This is a genomic window from Pseudarthrobacter oxydans (genome assembly GCF_034258515.1).
GTDB lineage: Bacteria > Actinomycetota > Actinomycetes > Actinomycetales > Micrococcaceae > Arthrobacter.
Genome location: NZ_CP139438.1, coordinates 3,677,126 through 3,697,840 on the forward strand (window position 1 = coordinate 3,677,126; position 20,715 = coordinate 3,697,840).

16 protein-coding genes are annotated in these 20,715 nt (G+C 65.0%); 12 read left to right on the forward strand and 4 right to left on the reverse strand.

The features are described from left to right. Positions 1 to 255: 255 nt before the first annotated feature. A complete protein-coding gene (gene acs, locus SMD14_RS16795; protein ID WP_321214393.1) occupies positions 256 to 2,280 on the forward strand; it encodes an acetate--CoA ligase in 2,025 nt (674 codons plus the stop codon). A gap of 100 nt (positions 2,281 to 2,380) precedes the next feature. Then, positions 2,381 to 3,166: a DeoR/GlpR family DNA-binding transcription regulator gene (locus tag SMD14_RS16800; protein ID WP_157241130.1), complete on the forward strand. Its 786-nt coding sequence runs from the start codon at positions 2,381 to 2,383 to the stop codon at positions 3,164 to 3,166. A gap of 7 nt (positions 3,167 to 3,173) precedes the next feature. On the opposite strand, the gene SMD14_RS16805 is transcribed toward SMD14_RS16800, so the two are convergent. Then, on the reverse strand, positions 3,174 to 4,190 hold the full coding sequence (locus tag SMD14_RS16805; protein WP_321214394.1) for a LacI family DNA-binding transcriptional regulator: 1,017 nt from the start codon (positions 4,188 to 4,190) through the stop codon (positions 3,174 to 3,176). 212 nt (positions 4,191 to 4,402) lie between these two features. Here SMD14_RS16805 and SMD14_RS16810 point away from each other — a divergent pair, with 212 nt between their 5' ends. The 4 genes from SMD14_RS16810 to SMD14_RS16825 all read left to right on the forward strand — a co-directional run bounded on the left by SMD14_RS16810 (position 4,403) and on the right by SMD14_RS16825 (position 9,703). Further along, complete coding sequence (locus SMD14_RS16810) at positions 4,403 to 6,466, forward strand: beta-galactosidase (RefSeq protein ID WP_321214395.1); 2,064 nt, start codon at positions 4,403 to 4,405, stop codon at positions 6,464 to 6,466. Beyond that, the gene (locus SMD14_RS16815) at positions 6,453 to 7,388 is read left to right on the forward strand and encodes a carbohydrate ABC transporter permease (protein WP_157241124.1); all 936 of its coding nucleotides are present in this window, start codon (positions 6,453 to 6,455) and stop codon (positions 7,386 to 7,388) included. Before SMD14_RS16810 ends, SMD14_RS16815 begins: the two co-directional genes overlap by 14 nt. Positions 7,389 to 7,465: 77 nt before the next feature. After that, on the forward strand, positions 7,466 to 8,299 hold the full coding sequence (locus SMD14_RS16820) for a carbohydrate ABC transporter permease (RefSeq protein ID WP_157242935.1): 834 nt from the start codon (positions 7,466 to 7,468) through the stop codon (positions 8,297 to 8,299). Between the two features lie 72 nt (positions 8,300 to 8,371). Continuing rightward, positions 8,372 to 9,703, forward strand: coding sequence for an ABC transporter substrate-binding protein (locus SMD14_RS16825; RefSeq protein WP_157241122.1), 1,332 nt, complete (start codon positions 8,372 to 8,374; stop codon positions 9,701 to 9,703). A gap of 82 nt (positions 9,704 to 9,785) precedes the next feature. On the opposite strand, the gene SMD14_RS16830 is transcribed toward SMD14_RS16825, so the two are convergent. Both SMD14_RS16830 and SMD14_RS16835 read right to left on the reverse strand, forming a co-directional pair. Continuing rightward, the gene (locus SMD14_RS16830; RefSeq protein ID WP_157241120.1) at positions 9,786 to 10,841 is read right to left on the reverse strand and encodes a LacI family DNA-binding transcriptional regulator; all 1,056 of its coding nucleotides are present in this window, start codon (positions 10,839 to 10,841) and stop codon (positions 9,786 to 9,788) included. 10 nt (positions 10,842 to 10,851) lie between these two features. Continuing rightward, a complete protein-coding gene (locus SMD14_RS16835) occupies positions 10,852 to 12,057 on the reverse strand; it encodes a Gfo/Idh/MocA family oxidoreductase (RefSeq protein ID WP_321214396.1) in 1,206 nt (401 codons plus the stop codon). 206 nt (positions 12,058 to 12,263) lie between these two features. Here SMD14_RS16835 and SMD14_RS16840 point away from each other — a divergent pair, with 206 nt between their 5' ends. From SMD14_RS16840 to aroQ, 5 genes are all read left to right on the forward strand, one after another. Then, positions 12,264 to 13,208 (forward strand): sugar ABC transporter permease, encoded by a 945-nt coding sequence (locus SMD14_RS16840; protein WP_311217723.1) that lies wholly within the window; start codon positions 12,264 to 12,266, stop codon positions 13,206 to 13,208. 12 nt (positions 13,209 to 13,220) lie between these two features. Then, complete coding sequence (locus SMD14_RS16845; RefSeq protein ID WP_321214397.1) at positions 13,221 to 14,144, forward strand: carbohydrate ABC transporter permease; 924 nt, start codon at positions 13,221 to 13,223, stop codon at positions 14,142 to 14,144. 48 nt (positions 14,145 to 14,192) lie between these two features. Then, positions 14,193 to 15,533 (forward strand): sugar ABC transporter substrate-binding protein, encoded by a 1,341-nt coding sequence (locus tag SMD14_RS16850; protein WP_321214398.1) that lies wholly within the window; start codon positions 14,193 to 14,195, stop codon positions 15,531 to 15,533. Positions 15,534 to 15,672: 139 nt separating this feature from the next. Next, positions 15,673 to 17,865 carry an alpha-galactosidase gene (locus SMD14_RS16855; RefSeq protein ID WP_321214399.1) on the forward strand — a complete coding sequence of 731 codons (2,193 nt, stop codon included), beginning with the start codon at positions 15,673 to 15,675 and terminating at the stop codon, positions 17,863 to 17,865. Positions 17,866 to 17,985: 120 nt separating this feature from the next. Beyond that, positions 17,986 to 18,447, forward strand: a complete 462-nt coding sequence (gene aroQ / locus SMD14_RS16860) for a type II 3-dehydroquinate dehydratase (RefSeq protein WP_321214400.1) — start codon at positions 17,986 to 17,988, stop codon at positions 18,445 to 18,447. Between the two features lie 3 nt (positions 18,448 to 18,450). Here aroQ and SMD14_RS16865 read toward each other — a convergent pair whose 3' ends face one another. Next, entirely contained in the window at positions 18,451 to 19,635 is a 1,185-nt protein-coding gene (locus SMD14_RS16865) for a MarP family serine protease (protein WP_157241106.1), read from the reverse strand. Positions 19,636 to 19,886: 251 nt separating this feature from the next. On the opposite strand from SMD14_RS16865, the gene SMD14_RS16870 reads away from it, so the two are divergent. Then, positions 19,887 to 20,564 carry a Crp/Fnr family transcriptional regulator gene (locus tag SMD14_RS16870; protein WP_050684013.1) on the forward strand — a complete coding sequence of 226 codons (678 nt, stop codon included), beginning with the start codon at positions 19,887 to 19,889 and terminating at the stop codon, positions 20,562 to 20,564. Positions 20,565 to 20,715 lie beyond the last annotated feature (151 nt).

Below are 20,715 nucleotides of genomic sequence, written 5' to 3' on the forward strand. Positions count from 1 at the left end.
TGATCACTAGCTGGCCGCAGCCTGCGGCGGGCCGGAAAGGCCGGCCCGCAGACCATTCACCGCTTAATAAATGCCGTTCACGGGCTCTCGTGTGACACCGCACACATCAGCGGCGGGCCAAGCATTAGTCTTGATTCCGGAACAGCTCTTTGCGGAATGTCCGTGACCAGCCGGTGCCCGACGTCGTGCAGGCGGCGGAGCCCGGACGTCGGCGGACATCCCGCCCAGCAAAGATCGATGAATGATGAGGTTCACATGTCCCAGGACACTTCAAGCGCCGTTGCACCCGCTGCCGCAGGCGCAGGGCAGCAGGTTACCCACGGGAGCGATGAGCAGGGCGACGCCTTCGAAAACCTGCTGCATGAGACCCGCGCCTTTCCGCCCACGCCGGAGTTCGCTGCCGGCGCCGTGGTCACCGCGGCGGAGTATGAGGAGGCGGGCAACGACCATCCCGCTTTTTGGGCGAAGAAGGCCCGTGAGCTGCTGACCTGGAGCAAGGACTTTGACCAGCCCCTGGACTGGTCCAACCCGCCGTTCGCCAAGTGGTTTGTGGGCGGGGAGGTCAACGCCGCGTACAACGCGCTGGACCGGCACGTTGAGAACGGCCTGGGCGACCGGGTGGCCATCCACTTCGAAGGCGAGCCCGGGGACACCAGCACCTACACCTATGCCCAGCTCACCGAAGAGGTGAAAAAGGCCGCCAACGCCTTCGAGTCCCTGGGCGTGGCCAAGGGCGACCGGGTTGCCGTCTACCTGCCGATGATCCCCGAGGCCGTCATCACGCTGCTGGCCTGCGCCCGCATCGGCGCGGTGCACTCCGTGGTGTTCGGGGGCTTCTCCGCGGACGCCCTGCGCTCCCGGATCGACGACGCCGAAGCCAAGCTCGTGGTCACCGCGGACGGCACCTACCGCCGCGGCAAGCCCAGCGCACTGAAACCCGCCGTCGATGAGGCTCTCGCGAAGGATAACCACACCGTGCAGAACGTGGTGGTAGTCAAGCGCAACGGCCAGGACGTGGACTGGACCGAGGGCCGGGACCACTGGTGGGCCGACACCGTCGGGGCCGCCTCGAACCAGCACACCGCCGTCGGACATGATTCCGAGCACCCGCTGTTCATCCTGTACACCTCCGGCACCACCGGAAAGCCCAAGGGCATCCTGCACACCACCGGCGGGTACCTCACCCAGACCGCCTACACGCACCGTGCCGTGTTCGACCTGCACCCCGAGACGGACGTGTACTGGTGCACGGCCGACGTCGGCTGGGTCACCGGCCACTCCTACGTCGCCTACGCCCCGCTCATCAACGGCGCCACCCAGGTGATGTACGAAGGCACTCCGGACTCCCCGCACCAGGGCCGCTGGTGGGAGATCGTGGAGAAGTACAAGGTCTCCATCCTCTACACCGCCCCCACCGCAATCCGCACGTTCATGAAGTGGGGCCGGGAGATCCCGGACAAGTACGACCTCTCCTCCCTGCGCGTCCTCGGCTCCGTGGGCGAACCCATCAACCCCGAGGCATGGATGTGGTACCGGAAGGTCATCGGCGGGGACAAGGCCCCCATCGTGGACACCTGGTGGCAGACCGAGACCGGCGCCCAGATGATCGCACCCCTCCCCGGGGTCACGGCCACCAAACCGGGCTCGGCGCAGGTGCCGCTGCCCGGCATCGCCGTGGACGTCGTGGACGAGATGGGCGAATCCGTGCCCAACGGCCACGGCGGGTTCCTCGTGATCCGCGAACCCTGGCCGGCCATGCTCCGCGGTATCTGGGGCGACCCGGAACGCTTCAAGGACACCTACTGGTCCCGCTTCGAGACCATGTACTTCGCCGGGGACGGCGCCAAGAAGGACGAGGACGGCGACATCTGGCTCCTGGGCCGGGTGGATGACGTCATGAACGTCTCCGGGCACCGCCTCTCCACCACGGAAATCGAGTCCGCGCTCGTCTCGCACCCGGCCGTGGCCGAGGCCGCCGTCGTGGGCGCTGCGGACGAGACCACCGGCCAGGCCGTCGTCGCATTCGTCATCCTCCGCGGCGATGCCGTGGATTCCGGCGACGCCATCGTCCAGGAACTCCGGAACCACGTCGGCAAGGAAATCGGCCCCATCGCCAAACCGAAGGCCATCCTGGTGGTCCCGGAACTGCCCAAGACACGCTCCGGGAAGATCATGCGGCGCCTGCTCAAGGACGTCGCCGAAGGCCGCGATCCCGGAGACGCCACCACCCTCTCGGACCCCACCATCATGCAGCAGATCGCGGCATCCCTCAGGAAATAGGTAGAGCATCAACGCACGACGGCGGCGCCCGGCTCACAGCCCGGCGTCGCCGTCGTCGTATGCTGGGACCAGCCCCACCGCCTAGTGAAGGATTCCTACGATGCTCGCCGTCGCCCGCCACCAGGCTATTTTGGACGCTCTCCAGCGGGAGCGGGTTGTCCGGGTGTCAGACCTGGCCCAGCAACTGGGCGTGTCCCTGATGACGGTCCGCCGCGACATCGAGGTGCTGGAGGAGGGCGGCCGGCTGGAGCGGATCCATGGCGGCGCGAAGATCCCGGGCGACACCAGCACCCACGAGCCCGGATTCGACCTCAAGTCCACGCAGCTGACGGCGGAGAAGCGCGCCATCGCGGTGGAGGCGGCAACCCAGGTCCACGAAGGCATGGCCGTGGGGCTCAGCGCAGGAACCACCACCTGGGCCCTGGCCAGGGAACTGGTCAACGGACCGCAGATCACGGTGGTCACCAACTCGGTACGCATTGCGGACCTTTTCCATCACGCCGCTTCGGCCGGCTCCGCCCGGTACAGCTCCACCGTGATCCTGATTGGGGGCGAGCGCACGCCGTCGGACGCGCTGGTGGGACCCATCGCCACCGCTGCACTGAAACAGCTGCACCTGGACGTGCTGTTCCTTGGTGTGCACGGGATGGATGCCGACGCCGGTTTTACCACCCCAAACCTGCTCGAGGCCGAGACGGACCGTGCCTTCGTGGCGGCCGCGCGCAAAACCGTGGTGCTGGCGGACCACACCAAGTGGGGCCTGCTCGGCATCAGTTCCATTGCGGCGCTGGACGACGTGGATGAGGTCATCAGCGATTCCGGGCTAGGGCCGGAAGCGCAGCGCCTCATCAGTGACAGGACCATGCTCCGGGTAGTACCGGCCTAAGCCGCGCTCAGGCTGAGCCGCGCCACATAATCGCGGTTTCCAGGACCCGCGGCGGACTGGGCTGGCCGCTGAGCTGCGCAAGCACCAGTTCGGCGGCGGCGCTTCCCAGGAGATCGGCCGGCTGGCGCACAGTCGACAGCTGGGGCCTGCACCTTAGGGCCCAGCTGCTGTCGTCGAAGCCCACGATGCCAACGTCTTCAGGCACCTGGCGCCCGGCCTCCTGAAGTGCCGTCATCGCTCCCGCGGCCACAGCATCCGAGGCGGCGAAGACGCCGTCGATATCGGGAGCACGGCGGAGCAGTTCCTGCATCCCTTCCAGGCCCGCTGCGTACGTATACAGCGGGTACTCCACCACCATCCGGGGGTCGAAGCGCCCGCCCATTGCCGCACGGAAGCCGGCAAGGCGGTCCTGGCCGGAGTCCCGGTCCAGGGCGCTGGCAATCATGCCCACCCGCTGTCGCCCCGTATCCAGCAGCCTGCTGGTGATGCTTCGCGCTGCCGCGACATTGTCGATGGCAGCGTACGGGAGCTCCGGATTACCGTCAGGATGGCCCACAAAAGCAGCGGGCAGTCCGATGTCGGCGACGGCGGTCGCGATGGGGTCCGAGGCGCGGGCAGAAATGATGACCGCGCCGTCAACGAGGCCTCCGCGCAGGTAATCCGCCACCCGGCGGCTGTCGCGGTCTGAATCGATGATCAGCGATACCAGCTGATAGTCAGCCTTGGACAGCACCTCGTTGGCCCCGAGCAGGATTGAGCCGATATTCGGGTCCTCAAAAAGCAGCGAATGCGGCTCGTGGATGATCAGGCCTATTGCCCGGGACTCCTGCTTGACCAGGTTCCGTGCCGCACTGTTGCGGACATAACCCACGCGAGCGATGGCTTCTTCCACCGCCTGCCGGGCCTCGTCAGAGACGTATTTTTCCCCGTTGACGACCCTCGAAACGGTACCCCTTGAGAGCCCGGCAGCGTCCGCCACATCGTTGATGGTGGCGCGGCGGGCACGGGTGCGTGTCAGGGACATATCTGTACTGTAGCGGAGCAAACGGACGGTGCAGCTTCCGCCCGCCCGTTGACATGCCAGCAGGGCGAAGATATTCTGTGAACGTTCCCAGATAACCCGCATCACACTTTGGCGCGCATCCCTGGGAACGTTCACAGAAATTCGACAACAGCGTCCAATGCCGCAGGGTCTCTCCCCGGCTTGCACGTCTGCTGCAAGTTGAAGGAGCAGGGTTGAGCCCCACCAGAACGCCCGTCAAGGCACTGTCCGGCAGCGGAAAGCTTGTCTACGGCTGCGATTACAACCCCGAACAGTGGGACAGCGCCATCTGGCGGGAAGACGTCCGGCTGATGAAGCAGGCGGGGGTCAACCTTGTCGCGGTAAACATTTTCGGCTGGGCGGAACTGGAATCACTCCCGGGGGAATACTCGTTTGAACGCCTGGACGAGATCCTGGACCTCCTCCATGCGAACAACATCGGGGTCAACCTCGGAACAGGCACGTCATCCACCCCGGCCTGGCTCACCACCCTGTACCCCGGGATTCTTCCCCAGTCGGCGTCCGGGACCCGCGCCTGGCCGGGCGGCCGCCAGGCCTGGTGTCCCAGTTCCCCGCAGTACAGGGAACACGCCCTCAGGCTCGTGGGCGAAACCGTCCGCCGCTACGGCGCCCACCCTGCTGTCCGCTTGTGGCATGTCTCCAATGAGCTTGGTTGCCATAACGCCCTCTGCTACTGCGACGTCTCCGCAGGCGCCTTCCGTAGCTGGCTTAAGGCGCGGTACGGCACTTTGGATGCGCTCAACAAAGCCTGGGGCACCACGTTCTGGTCCCAACGGTATTCGAGCTGGGAGCAGATCCTTCCGCCCAGGACCACCGTCTCCACGAACAACCCCACCCAGGTTCTCGACTTCCACCGCTTCAGCTCCGATGAACTGCTTGGCTACTACCAGGCCGAAGCTGAAGTCCTCCGGCAGCACAGCACCGTTCCCGTCACCACCAACTTCATGGTCACGGCCCACATCCGCAACCTGGATTACTGGTCCTGGGCACCCCATATGGACGTGATCGCCAATGACCATTATTTGGACCACCGGCTTGATGCTCCCGCAACCGAACTGGCCTTCGCTGCCGACGCAACCCGGGGGCTTGCCCAGGGCCGGCCATGGCTACTGATGGAACACTCCACCTCGGCCGTGAACTGGCAGCCACGCAACATCGCCAAAGGCCCTGGCGAGATGCTCCGCAATTCCCTCGCCCACCTTGCAAGGGGAGCCGACGGGCTCTGCTTTTTCCAGTGGCGGGCCTCAGTGCAAGGCAGTGAAAAATTCCATTCGGCGATGCTTCCCCATGCGGGAACGGACTCGCGTATTTGGCGGGAGGTCCTGGAACTGGGCAGCATTTTGGAGACGCTTGCGGAGGTCGCCGGGACCACGGTGAAGGCCGAGGCCGCCCTGGTGTTCAGCTGGGAAGCGTGGTGGGCCTACGACCAGGAGTCACACCCGTCATCGGATGTTCGGTACCTCGACCAGGTCCATGCCATGTACGCCGCTTTCTGGGAGGCAGGCATCACCGTTGACGTCGTTGCCCCCGGCGCGGATCTTTCCAGGTACAAGCTGGCCGTCGTTCCCGGCCTGTACCTTGTGCGGGAAAAGGACTCCGCCGCGCTGGCCGAATACGTCGCGAACGGGGGTACTGCCCTTGTGACCTACTTCAGCGGCATCGTGGATGAAAACGAGAAGGTGCTTGCCGGCGGCTATCCGGGGGCCTTCCGGACCATGCTTGGCATTCGTTCCGAGGAGTTCTACCCCCTGCCGCCCGGACGGACCCTGGCTTTGAGTAACGGTTCCACCGCCTCGCTCTGGAGTGAAGCGATGCGCCTCGAAGGCGCCGAGGCGCAGCTGACCTTCACCGAGGGGCACCTGTCCGGCACCGCGGCCGTCACGCGCAACCGCCATGGCGCCGGCAACGCCTGGTACCTCGGCACCGTCCTTGATCCTGCCTCGTTGCGCGACGTCGTCACCGGGGCTGCCGGCGAGGCGGGGATCAACGTCCTGGGCTCCCCCACCGGCCTTGAAGTCGTGGTCCGCTCCGGCGCCGACCATAGCTACGTCTTCCTCATCAACCACTCCGACGAGGACCACAAGTACGCCGCCCACGGCCACGAACTGATTGTGGGCGAGGACGTGTCCCATGCCGTCGTTGTTCCCGCGGGCGCCGTGCGCGTCGTCCGCACCTCCGATCCTGTTCCACAAACCGCTGGCCCCAGCGCCAGCCAAAAGGATGATGAAAGTGACTAGACCAAGCACCGCTCCGGCAGCGGCCCTGGGGACGCCGAAGACCCGGAAAGCCAAAACCACCGGCGCCCAGCGCCGCGCCGTCTTCCTGTTCATTGCGCCGTTCGGCGTCCTCTTCCTCGCTTTCTACGCCGTACCCATCATCTTCGCGGTGGTGCAGTCCCTGCTGACTGTTGAACGCAAAGGGACCTTCGGCCCTCCCCGGCAGGTCTTCGGCGGACTCGTCCAGTACCAGCAGGTGTTCCAGAACACCGAATTCTGGGAGTCGGTTGGACGGGTGCTCCTTTTCGGAGTGGTCCAGGTGCCAATCATGCTGGGCCTGGCCCTGCTGTTTGCCCTGCTGCTCGATTCGCCCCTCCTCAAGGGCAAGAAGTTCTTCCGGCTCGCATTCTTCGCCCCTTACGCAGTTCCCGGCGTCATCGCCGCCATCATGTGGGGGTTTCTGTACTCGCCGTCGCTGTCCCCCTTTGAAGCCGTCACTTCAGAGGTGAACTTCCTCTCCGCAGAACTGGTCCTGTGGGCGATCGCCAACATCGTCACCTGGGTGTACGTCGGCTACAACATGCTGATCATCTACTCGTCCCTGCTGGCCATCCCAACTGAAATATACGAGGCGGCCCGGCTCGACGGCGCCAGCAACCTGCAGATTGCCTGGCGGATCAAAATCCCGCTGGTGGTCCCGGCCATTATCCTCACCGGCGTGTTCTCCATCATCGGCACCCTCCAGCTGCTCGCGGAACCACAGACGCTGCGGAGCTTCAGCTCGGCGATCAGCAGCACATTCACGCCGAACCTCGCGGTGTACACAACAGCGTCCGTCCCCAACTACAACCTCGCCGCAGCATTCTCGGTGGTGCTGGCGCTGGCAACATTCGTTCTTTCCTTCGTCTTCCTCAAGGCAACCCAACGGAAGGTCTCCCAGTGAGTGCAGCAACGGTCACGGCAGCAGGACCCAAGTCCACCCACGGGGCGGCCAATGCCCGCGGGCCCCGTCACAGCGTGATGTCGCGCAGCGCGGCGATGCTCATCATGGGCGTCTTCACGCTCTACTTCCTCACCCCCATTTGGTGGCTTCTGGTGTCCTCCTCCAAGACGGGCGGAGAGATCACCAGTACCGCTCCGCTATGGTTCACCATGGATTCGGCCCCTACCTTCCTGGCAAACCTGGGCAACCTGTTCACGTACAGTGACGGTGTCTTCGGCCGCTGGCTCGCCAACAGCGCCCTCTATGCCGGACTGGGCGCCCTCATGGGCACCGTCATCGCGGCTATGTGCGGCTACGCGCTGGCAAAATACGAATTCCGGGGGCGGGAAGCTCTCTTCAATATCGTGCTCAGCGGGGTGCTGGTCCCGGCGACGGCTCTCGCGCTTCCGTTGTTCCTGATTTTCAGCGAAGTGAAACTGACCAACACCCTGTGGGCCGTTTTCCTTCCGAGCCTGGTCAGCCCCTTCGGCGTATACCTTGCCCGCATCTATGCCGCGGCCAGCGTGCCCACCGAGCTCCTGGAAGCTGCGCGGCTCGACGGGTCCTCCGAAGTCAGGACGTTTTTCACGGTCTCAACGCGCCTCATGGCCCCGGCGCTGGTGACCATCTTCCTGTTCCAGTTCGTCGCAATCTGGAACAACTTCTTCCTGCCCCTGATTATGCTCCGCGACCAGGTCCTGTTTCCGGTCACGCTCGGCCTCTACGCCTGGAACAGCCAAATCAGCCAGATTCCCGAGCTCCGCGTCCTGGTGATCGTCGGCGCACTTGTCTCAATCCTCCCGCTTATCGGAACGTTCCTTGCGCTTCAACGCTTCTGGAGCAGCGGGCTCGGCGCCGGAAGCGTCAAATAGCTTCCATCCTTCCCACGCAAACCGTCCCGCGGCTTCCGCCCCGGTACAGCACCCCCACTGATAGGAATAGAAATGCGCGCGCATTACGGAAAAGCCACTGCAGCCTTTGCCCTTGTTTCAGCGCTGGCCCTCGCCGGCTGCTCAGGCGGCGGAGGCACCACGGAAACCAAGGCCGCCGGATCCTGCGAACCCTCATCCGGTCCGGTCGAGCTGACCTTTACCACCTGGGTCCCCGGCATGGAAAAGGTGGTGGATCTGTGGAACAAGGAAAACGAAAATATCCAGGTCAAGGTACAGACCGGCCCCAACGGCAACTCCGGCACGTACCAGAACTTCTTCAACCAGCTGCAGGCCGGCAACGCCCCGGACCTCGGCCAGATCGAATACGACGCCCTGCCCAACTTCCGCGTCCAGGACGGCCTCGAGAACATCGCCGCCTGCGAAGGAGTGTCCGACGCCCGGGACAAGTTCGTTGACTGGACGTGGGGCCAGGTCACCTTCGGCGAGGAAGGCTCCGTCTATGCCATCCCGCAGGACAGCGGACCGATGGCGATGTTCTACCGGGCGGATCTCTTCAAGGAGGCAGGCATCAAGGTTCCCACCACCTGGGACGAATACGCCGCGGCTGCCGAGCAGATCAAAGCCCGCGGTTCGTACATCACCAATTTCCCCCGCAGCGATGTCAACTGGTTCGCCGGCAACGTATGGCAGGCAGGCGGGCAGTGGTTCTCAAGCGCCAACGACCAGTGGGAGGTCAACCTGACCGGCGCCGAATCCGAGAAGGTGGCGAACTACTGGCAGGACCTGCTGGACAAGAACCAGGTATCCACGCTGCCGTCCTTCTCCGATGAGTGGAATGCCTCGTTCAATACCGGTCAGCAGTGGACCTGGGTCTCCGCGGTCTGGGGCGCCTCAACGCTGGCCAGCGGTGCCCCAGATACCGCCGGCAAGTGGGCTGTCGCCCCGATGCCTCAGTGGGAAGACGGTGGAAAGCCCGCCGGCAACTGGGGCGGTTCCTCCACCGCAGTCCTGAAGGGCTCCAAGCACCCCTACGAGGCATCGAAATTCGCTCTGTGGTTGAACACGGATCCTGAGGCCCTGGCACTGGCAAATGAACTCGGCGGGCTCTACCCGGCTGCGAAGTCGGCCAAGGACCTCCCTGCGTTCACCGGCGGCGTGGACTACTTCGGCGGCCAGAAGATCTACGAAGTTTTCGCCGAGGCATCATCAAACGTCGATCCCAACTTCACCTGGGGCCCGACCATGACCCAGACGTACACCGACGTCTCTGACGGGTTCGGCAAGGCCGCGGGAGGCGACGGCACCCTCTTGGACGCGCTCAAGACAGGCGAGAAAAAGACTATCGATTCCCTGAAGTCACAGTCGATTCCTGTGAAGGAGTAGCCTCAACCCCCAGGGATTGCTTTCCGGCAGGACTGGCCGCCACCTCCGCTTTCAGCAGAGGTGGCGGCCAGTCCTTAATGCATTATCCGCCTTGCGGCGCCCCGGCGGACGGCGTCCACGGGCAGCCGCAGGACTGCCGGATGTGAAGTTTGGTGGGGAAGATCCGATGCTGTGGCGTTTCCCCGCGAGTGGCTCCCACCAGTGCGGCCACCGCCGCTTCCGCCATGGCAGCCACCGGCTGCTCCACCGTGGTCAGCGGCGGCCACGAGTACTCAGCTTCGATGGATCCGTCGAAAGACACCACCGCAATTTCGCCCGGCACAGCCAGACCTGCCTCATGCACTGCTCGCAACAGGCCCACTGCCTGGGTGTCCGAGGTGGCAAAGATGGCAGTCGGCCTGTTGACTGACGCAACCAGGCGCTGACCGGCGAGATAACCGCCGGGCCACGTGAATCCGCTGTACGCAATCGGCCCCTCCGGCAAACCTGCCTCCTGCAGTGCCTGGCGCCAGCCCACCTCGCGACCGTCAGTGCTGCCGGAAACGTTGGTTCCCATGGCCAGGCCGATGTTTGTATGGCCGTGGCCAATCAGGTGTTCGACGGCGATCCTGGCGCCGGCGGCGAGGTCAACGCCGATGCTGTTGAAGCCCGGCGCGTCGCGTTCCTGGTTCAGCAGCACCGACGGGATGTCCGCGGTTTCCAGGACCTCCAGGTCGGGTTCAAAAAGGACGCTGGCCAACAGCACGCCGTCCACCTGCCTGGCGGCGAGGTTGCGGATGTTGCGCCGTTCCTTGGCAAGGTTTCCGTCCGAGTTGCCCAGCACCAGGGCGTAGCCCAGGGCTGCGGCCGCGTCTTCAACGGCGTGGGAGAACTGGGCGAAGAACGGATTGGAGATGTCCGGAATCACCAGGCCCAGCGTCTCGCTGGAGCCCAGCTTGAGAGCCCGGGCCGCCGCGTTGGGCCGGTACCCCAGGACGCGGATGGCGTGCTGGACCTTCGCTTCTGTGGCTGGAGCAACTTTCTTGGGGCCGCCGTTGACCACATAGCTGACGACGGCGGTGCTCACGCCGGCGTAGCGTGCAACGTCCTTGCGGGTCACGGGGCCGCCGCGCGCAGTCTGCACTGCCGGAGTAGTCATGCTGTCCATACTAGGTACCTGTACCCGGCGCATCGCCAAAGTCACGGATGGGAAGGCGCGCCCCGTTTTGCAAGGCGGACTGGTGGGCAACTATGCCCGGAAGGGTGAACCGCGCGGCCACCCAGGCGTTCACCGGAGGCAGGGTGCGGTTGTTCACGGCAGTCACGAAGTCGTCCACCAGGAAGTGGTGGCTGCCCTCGTGGCCATTGGGCGCGCCCAGGAACTCCTCCGGAAGCCGCCCGGGATCATGGACCGGAGCCAGGCCTGAGACGAAGGCATCCCTCAGTTCTGGCGCGACATTCGCAAGGGAAGGGTCATCGAGGGGGATGCTGGGCCGGGTCTCCATCTGCTCGGAGATGTCGTGGACGTTCTGTTTGTCCTGCCAGACGGACACCGTGGCGAGCTGCTCGAAGCTGGCCTCCGTCCCGAAGAACCGGAACCGCGATTCGCGGATGTGCGAGGGATAGCCCACCCGGCGCATCTCGTTAGTGCGCATGACGCCGCCGTCGTTCAGCTCGAACAGCGCGGTGGCGTTGGAGAAGTCATTGCCGAACATGCTGACGTCCTTGTCGAAGACGCCGTCGTCGCGGTCATCCCTGACGCCCACGCAGCTGACGCTGACTGCATGGGCCGGGACTGCTCCCAGCACGCCGCCCACAGCGTGGGTGGGATACAGCATGGGCGGGTAGCTGGCGGTTTCCTTCCAGCGCTCGCCGCCGCTGTACTGGTAGGCCTCGTAGAAGCCCAGGTCCATGTCGTGGACGTAGTCGCCTTCGGCGTAGAAGATCCGCCCGAATTTTCCCTCGGCCAGCTGTTTGCGGGCAAAGACTGTGGCGGGGTTGTAGTAGCTGGTCTCCCCCATCATGTACACCAGGCCGGTTTCCCGGACGGCCTCGATGATCCGCGCTATTTCCTCTTCTGAAATCGCCATGGGAACGGCTGAGTAGACGTGCTTGCCCGCCCGGAGCGCCTGCTCCACGAGCGGACCATGCGTCCAGCGCTGCGTGAAGATGGCAACGGCGTCGACGTCGGAAGCCAGAAGGTCTTCAAAAGTCGCCATCGTGCCGGCCAAATGGTAGCGCCCGGCGGCCTCGGCTGCGCGATGTGCAACGTCGTCAACAGCGAAGACGCTGCTGACGCCCGGGTGGAGATTGAACAGGTGCGCGAACTGGCTGCCGAACTGGCCGGCTCCTACTACGCCGATCGAAAACGTCATCGTCTGCCTTTCGAGGATTGCAGGGGCGCGGCAAGCGCTCTCCGGCGGATTCCCAGTGTTTCATTGCAATCTACTCGAGTCAACAGTCCGGTGAATGGATTAATGCTTACCGACAAAAAGAAAAATTAACCCCTTGCCCACTCAAATCTACTCGTGTAGATTCTTCCCTAGTTGTTACCCCCATCACAGTCAGGAAAGGGTCGAAGATGACCACCCTTGCCAAAAACCCGAGATCCGCCACCGGCGCAGCGGTGTCTGCAGCCAAGCCGCGGGGCAGCCTCCGCCGGTTCGGCGATCTCAAGATCGCACTGCTGTTCATCGCCCCGGCAATGATCGGTTTCGTCGTCTTCTACGTGGTGCCCACCATCCGCGGTGTCTACCTCAGCTTCACGGAGTACAACATCCTGGGAGACCCCACGTGGGTGGGGGTGGACAATTACACGGCGATCGCCAAGGATCCACTCTTCTGGAACTCCCTGGCCGTCACAGGCCAGTACGTTTTCCTCAATATCGTCCTCCAGACCGCCCTGGCCCTGGGCCTGGCACTGTTGATGAACCGGGTCGCCAAGTCCACCCTCATCCGGGGAGCCCTGCTGCTGCCCTGGATGATGTCCAACATCATCGCGGCACTGCTGTGGTTCTGGATGCTGGACTACCAGATTGGCGTGGTCAACCAGTTCATCGAGTGGGCCGGCCTCCCCCGCGTCGCGTTCTTCGGCAGCGAGGAGTGGGCCATCCCCACCCAGGCCCTGATCAACACCTGGCGCCACATGGGCTACACCGCCCTGCTCATCTTCGCCGGCATGCAGGCCATCCCGGGCCACGTCTATGAAGTTGCCAAGCTCGACGGCGCTTCACCGTTCCAGACGTTCACCAAGATCACCCTTCCGCTGCTGCGGCCGGTCCTGGTCCTCGTCCTCGTCGTAACGGTGATCGGCTCCTTCCAGGTCTTCGACACTGTCGCAGTGACCACCGGCGGCGGGCCGGTCAACGCCACCCGCGTCATCCAGTACTACATCTACCAGCGGGCCTTCACCGAGTCGGACTTCGGCTACGGATCAGCCATCGCCGTCATTCTCTTCCTCATCCTCGCCCTGGTGGCCTTCATCCAGATGAAGTTCCTCAAGGGCAACGAGTCGGACCTGGACTAAGGAGCCTCCCGCATGACCACCACCAGCCGCGCAACGCTGCCGGCGCCAGCCCGCCGCCGTCGTCCCTTCAACGCCCGCCGCGCCGGCGCCTGGGCCCTCATCGTCCTCGCCATCGCCGTCTCCATCCTCCCGTTCTTCTGGGTCCTGCGCACGGCACTGTCCACCAACAACGCGCTTGCCGCCAACGCAACCAGCCTCCTTCCCGCTGAGTTCAGCTTCGGTGCGTTCCTGCGGGTCTTCGGCCTGCAGAGCCCGGCCGACGCCGTCGCAGAGGGCGGTTCCGGTGCAGCCATCAACTTCTGGCTCTACCTGCGGAACTCGATCATCTTTTCCTCCATCACTACCGCAGGCGCCGTGTTCTTCAGCGCGATGGCCGCCTACGCCTTTGCCCGGCTGCGCTGGAAGGGCCGGAATGCGGTCTTCAGCCTCTTCCTGGGGACCATGCTGGTCCCGCCGATCTTCACCGCGCTGCCCAACTTCCTGCTGATCAAGAACCTGGACCTGCTCAACACCATGCTCGGCATGGTCCTCCCGTACATCTTCATGACGCCGTTCGCCATTTTCTTCCTCCGGCAGTTCTTCCTGAACATGTCCCGGGAGGTGGAGGAGGCGGCCATGCTCGACGGCGCCAAGCACCTGCGCATCTTCTTCCAGATTGTGCTTCCCAACGCCGCCGCCCCGATCGCCACCCTGGCGCTGCTCACCTTCATCGGCCAGTGGAACGAATATTTCTGGCCCCTGCTGGTGGGGTCGCAGGACGATGTCCGCGTCCTGCAGGTGGGGCTCGGCGTCTTCAAGTCCCAGTCACCCCAGGGCGCACCGGACTGGTCCGGCCTGATGGCGGCAACCCTCATCTCGGCCCTGCCGGTGCTGGTGCTCTTCGCCGCCTTCGGCAAGAAGATCGTCAATTCCATCGGCTTCTCCGGCATCAAATAAGAACCTCATTCACCGCCTCCCTCCCATCCCCAAAAGGAAAGTAGAACCATGAAGAAATCCCTCGGCGCCGTTGCCGTTGCCGCCGCTGTGGCGCTCTCCCTCTCCGCCTGCAGCGGATCCTCCTCCTCGGCTGAATCAGCCAAGGGCGAGATCAGCTACTGGCTCTGGGACGCCAACCAGCTCCCCGCCTACCAGCAGTGCGCCGATGACTTCACCAAGGCCAACCCGGACATCAAGGTGAAGATCACCCAGCGCGGCTGGGATGACTACTGGAGCACCCTCACCAACGGCTTTGTTGGCGGCACCGCCCCGGACGTGTTCACCAACCACCTGGGACGCTACGGCGAACTGGCAGAAAACAAGCAGCTGCTGGCCATCGACGACGCCGTCAAGAAGGACAACATCGACCTGACCGCCTACAACGAAGGCCTCGCCGATCTCTGGGTGGGCCAGGACGGCAAGCGCTACGGCCTGCCCAAGGACTGGGACACCATCGGCCTCTTCTACAACAAGGCCATGCTCGCCAGCGCGGGGATCACCGAGGAGCAGATGAAGGACCTCACCTGGAACCCGGAAGACGGCGGCACCTATGAAAAGGTCATCGCGCACCTCACCGTGGACAAGAGCGGGAAGCGGGGCGACGAGCCAGGGTTCGACAAGAACAACGTCCAGGTCTACGGGCTGGGCCTGAACGGCGGCGGCGACTCCTCGGGCCAGACCGAGTGGAGCTACCTCACCAACACCACCGGCTGGTCCCACACGGACAAAAACCCGTGGGGCACCCGCTACAACTACGACGACCCCAAGTTCCAGGCGAGCATGGACTGGTTCGCCGGGCTGGCCGACAAGGGCTACATGCCCAAGCTGGAGACCACCGTCGGTGCGGCCATGGCTGACACTTTCGCGGCGGGCAAGTCCGCCATCAACGCCCACGGCTCGTGGATGATCGGCCAGTACACCGGCTACAAGGGCGTCGAGGTGGGCATCGCGCCTACCCCGGTGGGCCCCGAAGGCAAGCGCGCCTCCATGTTCAACGGCCTGGCTGATTCCATCTGGGCGGGTACCAAGAAGAAAGACGCGTCCATCAAGTGGGTGGAGTACCTCGCCTCGGCTGACTGCCAGGACGTCGTCGCGTCCAAGGCTGTTGTCTTCCCGGCACTGAAGGCCTCGTCCGAGAAGGCGTCGGAGGCCTTCAAGGCCAAGGGCGTGGACGTCACCGCCTTCACCGAGCACGTCAGGAACAAGACCACCTTCCTGTACCCGATCACGGACAACACTGCCAAGGTCAAGGGCATCATGGAACCCGCCATGGACGCGGTGGTTTCCGGCAAGGCGCCGGCGAGCTCCCTGACCCAGGCCAACGAACAGGTCAACGCCCTCTTCAAGTAGGCCCCTGCTTCGGCAACGCCCCCAATCCGTGGCTGCGTATGTGGTCGCAGCCACCCGGCTGGATGCCGCCGTCCCCTCCTCGCGGCGGCGGCATCCACCACCCTGTTTTGCATCACCCCACAAACCGAAAGAGATCTCTATGGACCCCCTCCACCTCCGTTCCGCCGGCACCAGCCTGGTGATCAGCTTCGACAGCGGAGAGGCCGAGGTCATCCATTGGGGCGCGGACCTGGGCACCACCTTGCCGGATCTCGCCATCCTCACCGCCCCGGTCCCGCACTCCGCCATCGATGCGCGCGTTCCGGCGGGCCTCCTCCCCCAGGCTTCGTCGTCGTGGCGCGGCAGGGCCGCCCTGCGCGGTTCCCGAATGGCCGACGGCGTCTCCGGGTTGGATTTCTCGGCCCGCCTCCGCGTTGCCACAGCCAGCGCCAACGGCGGTTCTGCCGTCATCGTCCAGTCGGACCCGGATGCCGGCCTCACGGTGGAATCCACCCTGGCCCTGCACGACGGCGGCCTGCTGGAACTGCGGCACACCGTCACCAATGACGGCACTACCCCCTACCAGCTCGACGAACTGGCGACCGTCCTCCCCGTGGCGCCTGACGCCGTCGAACTCCTCGACCTCACCGGCCGCTGGTGCCGCGAGCGCCACCCGCAGCGCCGGGCCATCCAGCAGGGGACCTGGGTCCGGACGGGCCGGCACGGCCGCACCGGCCATGATTCCTCCCTGCTGTTCGCCGCCGGCACCGCCGGTTTCGGCAACCGGCACGGGAAAGTCTGGGCCACGCACCTGGCCTGGAGCGGCAACCACGAGCAGTTCGCCGACACCATCGGTGATGGCCGCACCATGATCGGCGGTTCAGAGCTCCTGGGACCTGCCGAAGTCATCCTTGAAGCCGGCGGCAGCTACACAACGCCCGCGCTGTTCGCCGCCTATTCGGACAAGGGACTGGACGGGATCACCGAAGCCTTCTACAGCTGGTTCCGGTCCCGTCCGCACCACGTGCTGCCCGCCGCTTCCACAGGCCGGCCCGCCGGCAAGCCGCGCCCGGTGGTGCTCAACACCTGGGAGGCCGTCTACTTTGACCACAACCTGGACACGCTGATTGAGCTGGCCGAGTCCGCGGCCGATCTTGGCGTGGAGCGCTTCGTGCTCGACGACGGCTGGTTCCGCGGCCGCCGCGACGACCACGCCGGCCTCGGCGACTGGTACGTGGATGAAAGCCTGTGGCCCAGGGGGCTGACGCCGCTCATTGAGGCGGTCACCTCGCGCGGCATGGAGTTCGGGCTGTGGGTGGAGCCGGAAATGGTCAACCTCGATTCAGACATCGCCCGGGCACATCCTGACTGGATCGTTGGCCCGTCCGCCGTCCAGCACAAGGACGGCGGACGGCTTCCCCTGGAATGGCGCAACCAGCACATCATCGACCTGGTGAATCCTGAAGCCTGGCAGTACATCTTCAGCCGCATCGATGCGCTCCTGCGCGAGAACAACATCAGCTACCTGAAGTGGGACCAGAACAGGGACCTGCTGGAGCACGGCCACGCCGGCCGCTCCTCCGTCCACGAGCAGACCCTGGCCGCCTACCGGCTGTTCGACGAGCTCCGGAAGGCGCACCCCGGCGTCGAAATTGAATCCTGCTCCTCCGGCGGGGCACGCGTGGACCTGGGCATCCTGGAGCGGACGGACCGGATCTGGGGGTCCGACTGCAACGATGCGCTGGAGCGGCAGACCATCCAGCGCTGGACGGGCGCGGTGGTCCCGCCGGAACTGGTGGGCAGCCACATCGGCCCCACCACCTCGCACACCACCGCCCGCACGCACGATCTCTCCTTCCGTGCCATTTCCGCGCTGTTCGGCCACTTCGGCATGGAGTGGGATGTCCGGCAGGTCACCGGGGCTGAGCGTGAGGAGCTCAAGCGCTTCATCGCCCTGTTCAAGGAACACCGCGCGCTGATCCACAGCGGCCGCCGCGTCCACGCGGACGTTGCCGGCGATGCCCTGCTGCTGCACGGCGTCGTCACCGGGGCCCCCGCGGCTGAAGGCACGACGGCGGGCCTGTTCGCCCTGGTGAGCACGCGCACCTCCGCCGCCGAGGTACCGGGCCGGCTGGGCATCCCTGGGCTGGACCCTGAGCGCAGTTACCGCGCGGAGGCAATCTTCCCCACTCCGGATGACTCCGACTACGGCCACACCTACACCCAGGTGCAGCCGCCGGCCTGGCTGGCGGACGGGGCGGAGGCAACCGGACGCTTCTTCGCCGAGGTGGGCCTGCCCATGCCCAACCTCAACCCCGAGCACGGGCTGCTCGTGCGGTTCACCGCACTCTAATGACCGTCGATTGCTCCGTAAACGTCGTTTTCACGCTTCAAAACGGCATTTACGGAGCAGTCGATGGGGTTCCGGCGTAAGAATGCGCGGCACCCGAAGCCAGCCGATAGATTGTCATTCATGACTGAAGCCTCCACCGACCCTGCCGCCCGCCGCACCCTCCTGGTAATCAACGGGCCCAACCTGAACCTGCTGGGAACCCGGGAGCCGGAAAAGTATGGCACGTCCACCCTGGCGGATGTGGAGCAGCTGGCGGCCGCAGCCGCCGAGGCCCACGGTTTTACGGTCGAATGCGTCCAGTCCAACCACGAAGGCGTCCTGCTCGACGTCATCCACGCCGCCCGGAGCAACGCCGCGGGCATCGTCATCAACGCGGGGGCGTTCACCCACACCTCAGTGGCTCTCCGTGACGCCCTCGCTGCCGTGCAGCTGCCCGCCGTCGAGGTCCACATCACCAATGTGCACCAGCGGGAAGAGTTCCGGCACCACTCGTTCCTGTCCCCCGTCTGCTCGGCGGTCATCGTGGGCGCAGGCGTTGTGGGGTACCGGCTGGCGATTGACTACCTCGCAGAGGTCCTCTAACCGCTACTTCTGGATGCACTGCCCGGAGGAAACCGGAGCGCTCAACGACGCCGCCTGAGAGGCCACCGGGTTGAGGTCATCCATGGTGATGGCGAATCCCATTTCCGTGTCTGCGGTCGCCTTGGCGAAAATCACCCCTGCCACATCCCCCTCCATGGTCAGCAGCGGCCCGCCGGAGTTCCCGGGCTGCACGTCGCCGGCCAGGCGGTAGATCTCCTCGGGGGAGGCATTGTTGCCGTAGATGTCCGGCACCATCACGGTGGTGATGTCCTGGACCGTGGCCGGCTTGGACTGGAACGGTCCGCCATGGGGGTAGCCGGCAAAAGCGGCGGGGCTGCCGTTGGGCAGGTCGGGGCTAAGCGCCAGCGCATCCGCGGGGAGGTTGTCCACGGCCAGCACCGCGAGGTCGTGCTTGGTGTCGAAGTAGACGACGCGCCCGGGCATCGCCCCGCCGTCAGGCAGTTCCACCACCGGCTCCGACACGCCCGCCACGACATGCGCGTTGGTGATCACACGGTCCGCAGAGACCACGAACCCGGTGCCTGTCTGGTTCTGGCCGCACTGGTAGGCGGTCCCCGCGATCCTGAGCACGGAATCGGCGGCACGGTTCAGGGCCGGCGTATCGGTGCTGGCGTTCGGTACCGGCACTGCCGGGCCCTGTTCCAGTCCCTCGAGCAGGGTAGGGATGCCGTTGCCGATCACCGTGGAGCGAAGCTGCGCCATGGTTGCTTTGACGGGGTCCGGGGTCAGGCCGTCGATAAAGCGGATGACCTTGGATTCGGCCAGCTGCTGGGACACAAGCGGCACGCCCAGGGAGCCGATGCTGAAGGCCAGCATGGACATCACCAGCGCGGATACCACCACGTTCACGGCCCCGCCCACCAGGCGGTCCACCGCACGCAAGGGCCGGATCCGCACGGCGCCGCGGATTTGCCGGCCTGCCATCGTCCCCAGGCCGTGCCCCAGGACCACCAGGACGACGGCGGCTGCCACGATGGCGGTCAGCCTCCATCCGGAGTCCTGGACAAAGCCGCTCACCAGGGGGACTGCAAAAAAGGCTGCCACTGCTCCGGCAGCGAATCCCGCAATGCCGCCGACTGTCACCAGGAAACCATTGCGCAGGCCGTAAACCAGATAGGACAGCAGCGCCAGGATCAGGACCAGGTCCAAGACAGTCAAGCCGACCAATGAGGCTCCTTATTAAGCAGTTGAACCTTCATTCTAATGTTGGATGCTGACAATATTCTGGACAGCTCCCCGCCCTGCGGGCCGTGTGGAGTCCCGCTGCCCGCCGCCTTCACGGCCGCCCGAATTAGGTCCCGACCGGCCGTTGGAGCCCTGCATCGGGGCGTTTTGCCTGCCAAGTTCGTCACAGAACCTTGAAAATTCTGAAACAATGGCACAAGCGCCACAGCCGACACTTTTATTCAGGAGATTTCATGGACATCGAGGTACTGCGCCGAGCACCCCTTTTCGCCACGCTCGACGACGACGCATTCCGTCTGCTGACGGACGAGCTCACCGAGGTGGACCTGTCCCGCGGCGCTTCGGTGTTCCGTGAAGGCGACCAAGGCGACCAGCTGTACTTCATCGTCTCCGGCAAGGTGAAGCTCGGCCGGACCTCTCCCGATGGCCGTGAATCCCTCCTGGCCATCCTGGGCCCGGGTGAACTCTTCGGCGAAATGGCCCTCTTCGATCCCAGCCCGCGGACCGCGACGGCAACCGCCGTCTCCGAGACCCGGCTTGCCGGCCTCCGGAACGAGAGCTTGAACACACTGCTCCGCACCCGTCCCGAGGTCTCCGCGCAGCTGCTGCAGGCCCTGGCCCGCCGCCTGCGCCGCACCAATGATTCGCTGTCCGACCTCGTGTTCTCCGACGTTCCGGGCCGCGTTGCCAAGGCGCTGCTTGACCTGGCAGACCGTTTCGGGCGGCCGGCGACGGACGGTGTCCTGGTAGCCCACGAGCTCACCCAGGAAGAGCTCGCCCAGCTCGTCGGCGCATCCCGCGAAACCGTCAACAAGGCCCTCGCCGAATTCGTCCAGCGCGGCTGGCTCCGGCTGGAAGCCCGCGCCGTCGTCATTTTGGACATGCAGCGCCTCCGCCAGCGCTCCCGCTAGCAACCCGCCGCCTCCGGCCCCGGGCCCCTGTTTCCCCGCGAACGCTCTCTCACTTGATGCGCTAAAACGGCCGACGCTCTATCACTTTCCTAAGGAAAGCGAGAGAGCGTCGGTGGAAAACCAGCATCAAGTGAGAGAGCGTTTCACGTGG

What these genes read in the sequence shown, in the direction of transcription:
- SMD14_RS16825 (WP_157241122.1), top strand. Translation starts at nt 8,372, where the DNA reads ATGCGCGCGCATTACGGAAAAGCCACTGCAGCCTTTGCCCTTGTTTCA.
- SMD14_RS16800 (WP_157241130.1), top strand. Translation starts at nt 2,381, where the DNA reads ATGCTCGCCGTCGCCCGCCACCAGGCTATTTTGGACGCTCTCCAGCGG.
- SMD14_RS16815 (WP_157241124.1), top strand. Translation starts at nt 6,453, where the DNA reads ATGAAAGTGACTAGACCAAGCACCGCTCCGGCAGCGGCCCTGGGGACG.
- SMD14_RS16835 (WP_321214396.1), bottom strand. Translation starts at nt 12,057, where the DNA reads ATGACGTTTTCGATCGGCGTAGTAGGAGCCGGCCAGTTCGGCAGCCAG.
- SMD14_RS16850 (WP_321214398.1), top strand. Translation starts at nt 14,193, where the DNA reads ATGAAGAAATCCCTCGGCGCCGTTGCCGTTGCCGCCGCTGTGGCGCTC.
- acs (WP_321214393.1), top strand. Translation starts at nt 256, where the DNA reads ATGTCCCAGGACACTTCAAGCGCCGTTGCACCCGCTGCCGCAGGCGCA.
- SMD14_RS16855 (WP_321214399.1), top strand. Translation starts at nt 15,673, where the DNA reads ATGGACCCCCTCCACCTCCGTTCCGCCGGCACCAGCCTGGTGATCAGC.
- SMD14_RS16820 (WP_157242935.1), top strand. Translation starts at nt 7,466, where the DNA reads ATGTCGCGCAGCGCGGCGATGCTCATCATGGGCGTCTTCACGCTCTAC.
- SMD14_RS16805 (WP_321214394.1), bottom strand. Translation starts at nt 4,190, where the DNA reads ATGTCCCTGACACGCACCCGTGCCCGCCGCGCCACCATCAACGATGTG.
- aroQ (WP_321214400.1), top strand. Translation starts at nt 17,986, where the DNA reads ATGACTGAAGCCTCCACCGACCCTGCCGCCCGCCGCACCCTCCTGGTA.
- SMD14_RS16830 (WP_157241120.1), bottom strand. Translation starts at nt 10,841, where the DNA reads ATGACTACTCCGGCAGTGCAGACTGCGCGCGGCGGCCCCGTGACCCGC.
- SMD14_RS16845 (WP_321214397.1), top strand. Translation starts at nt 13,221, where the DNA reads ATGACCACCACCAGCCGCGCAACGCTGCCGGCGCCAGCCCGCCGCCGT.
- SMD14_RS16840 (WP_311217723.1), top strand. Translation starts at nt 12,264, where the DNA reads ATGACCACCCTTGCCAAAAACCCGAGATCCGCCACCGGCGCAGCGGTG.
- SMD14_RS16870 (WP_050684013.1), top strand. Translation starts at nt 19,887, where the DNA reads ATGGACATCGAGGTACTGCGCCGAGCACCCCTTTTCGCCACGCTCGAC.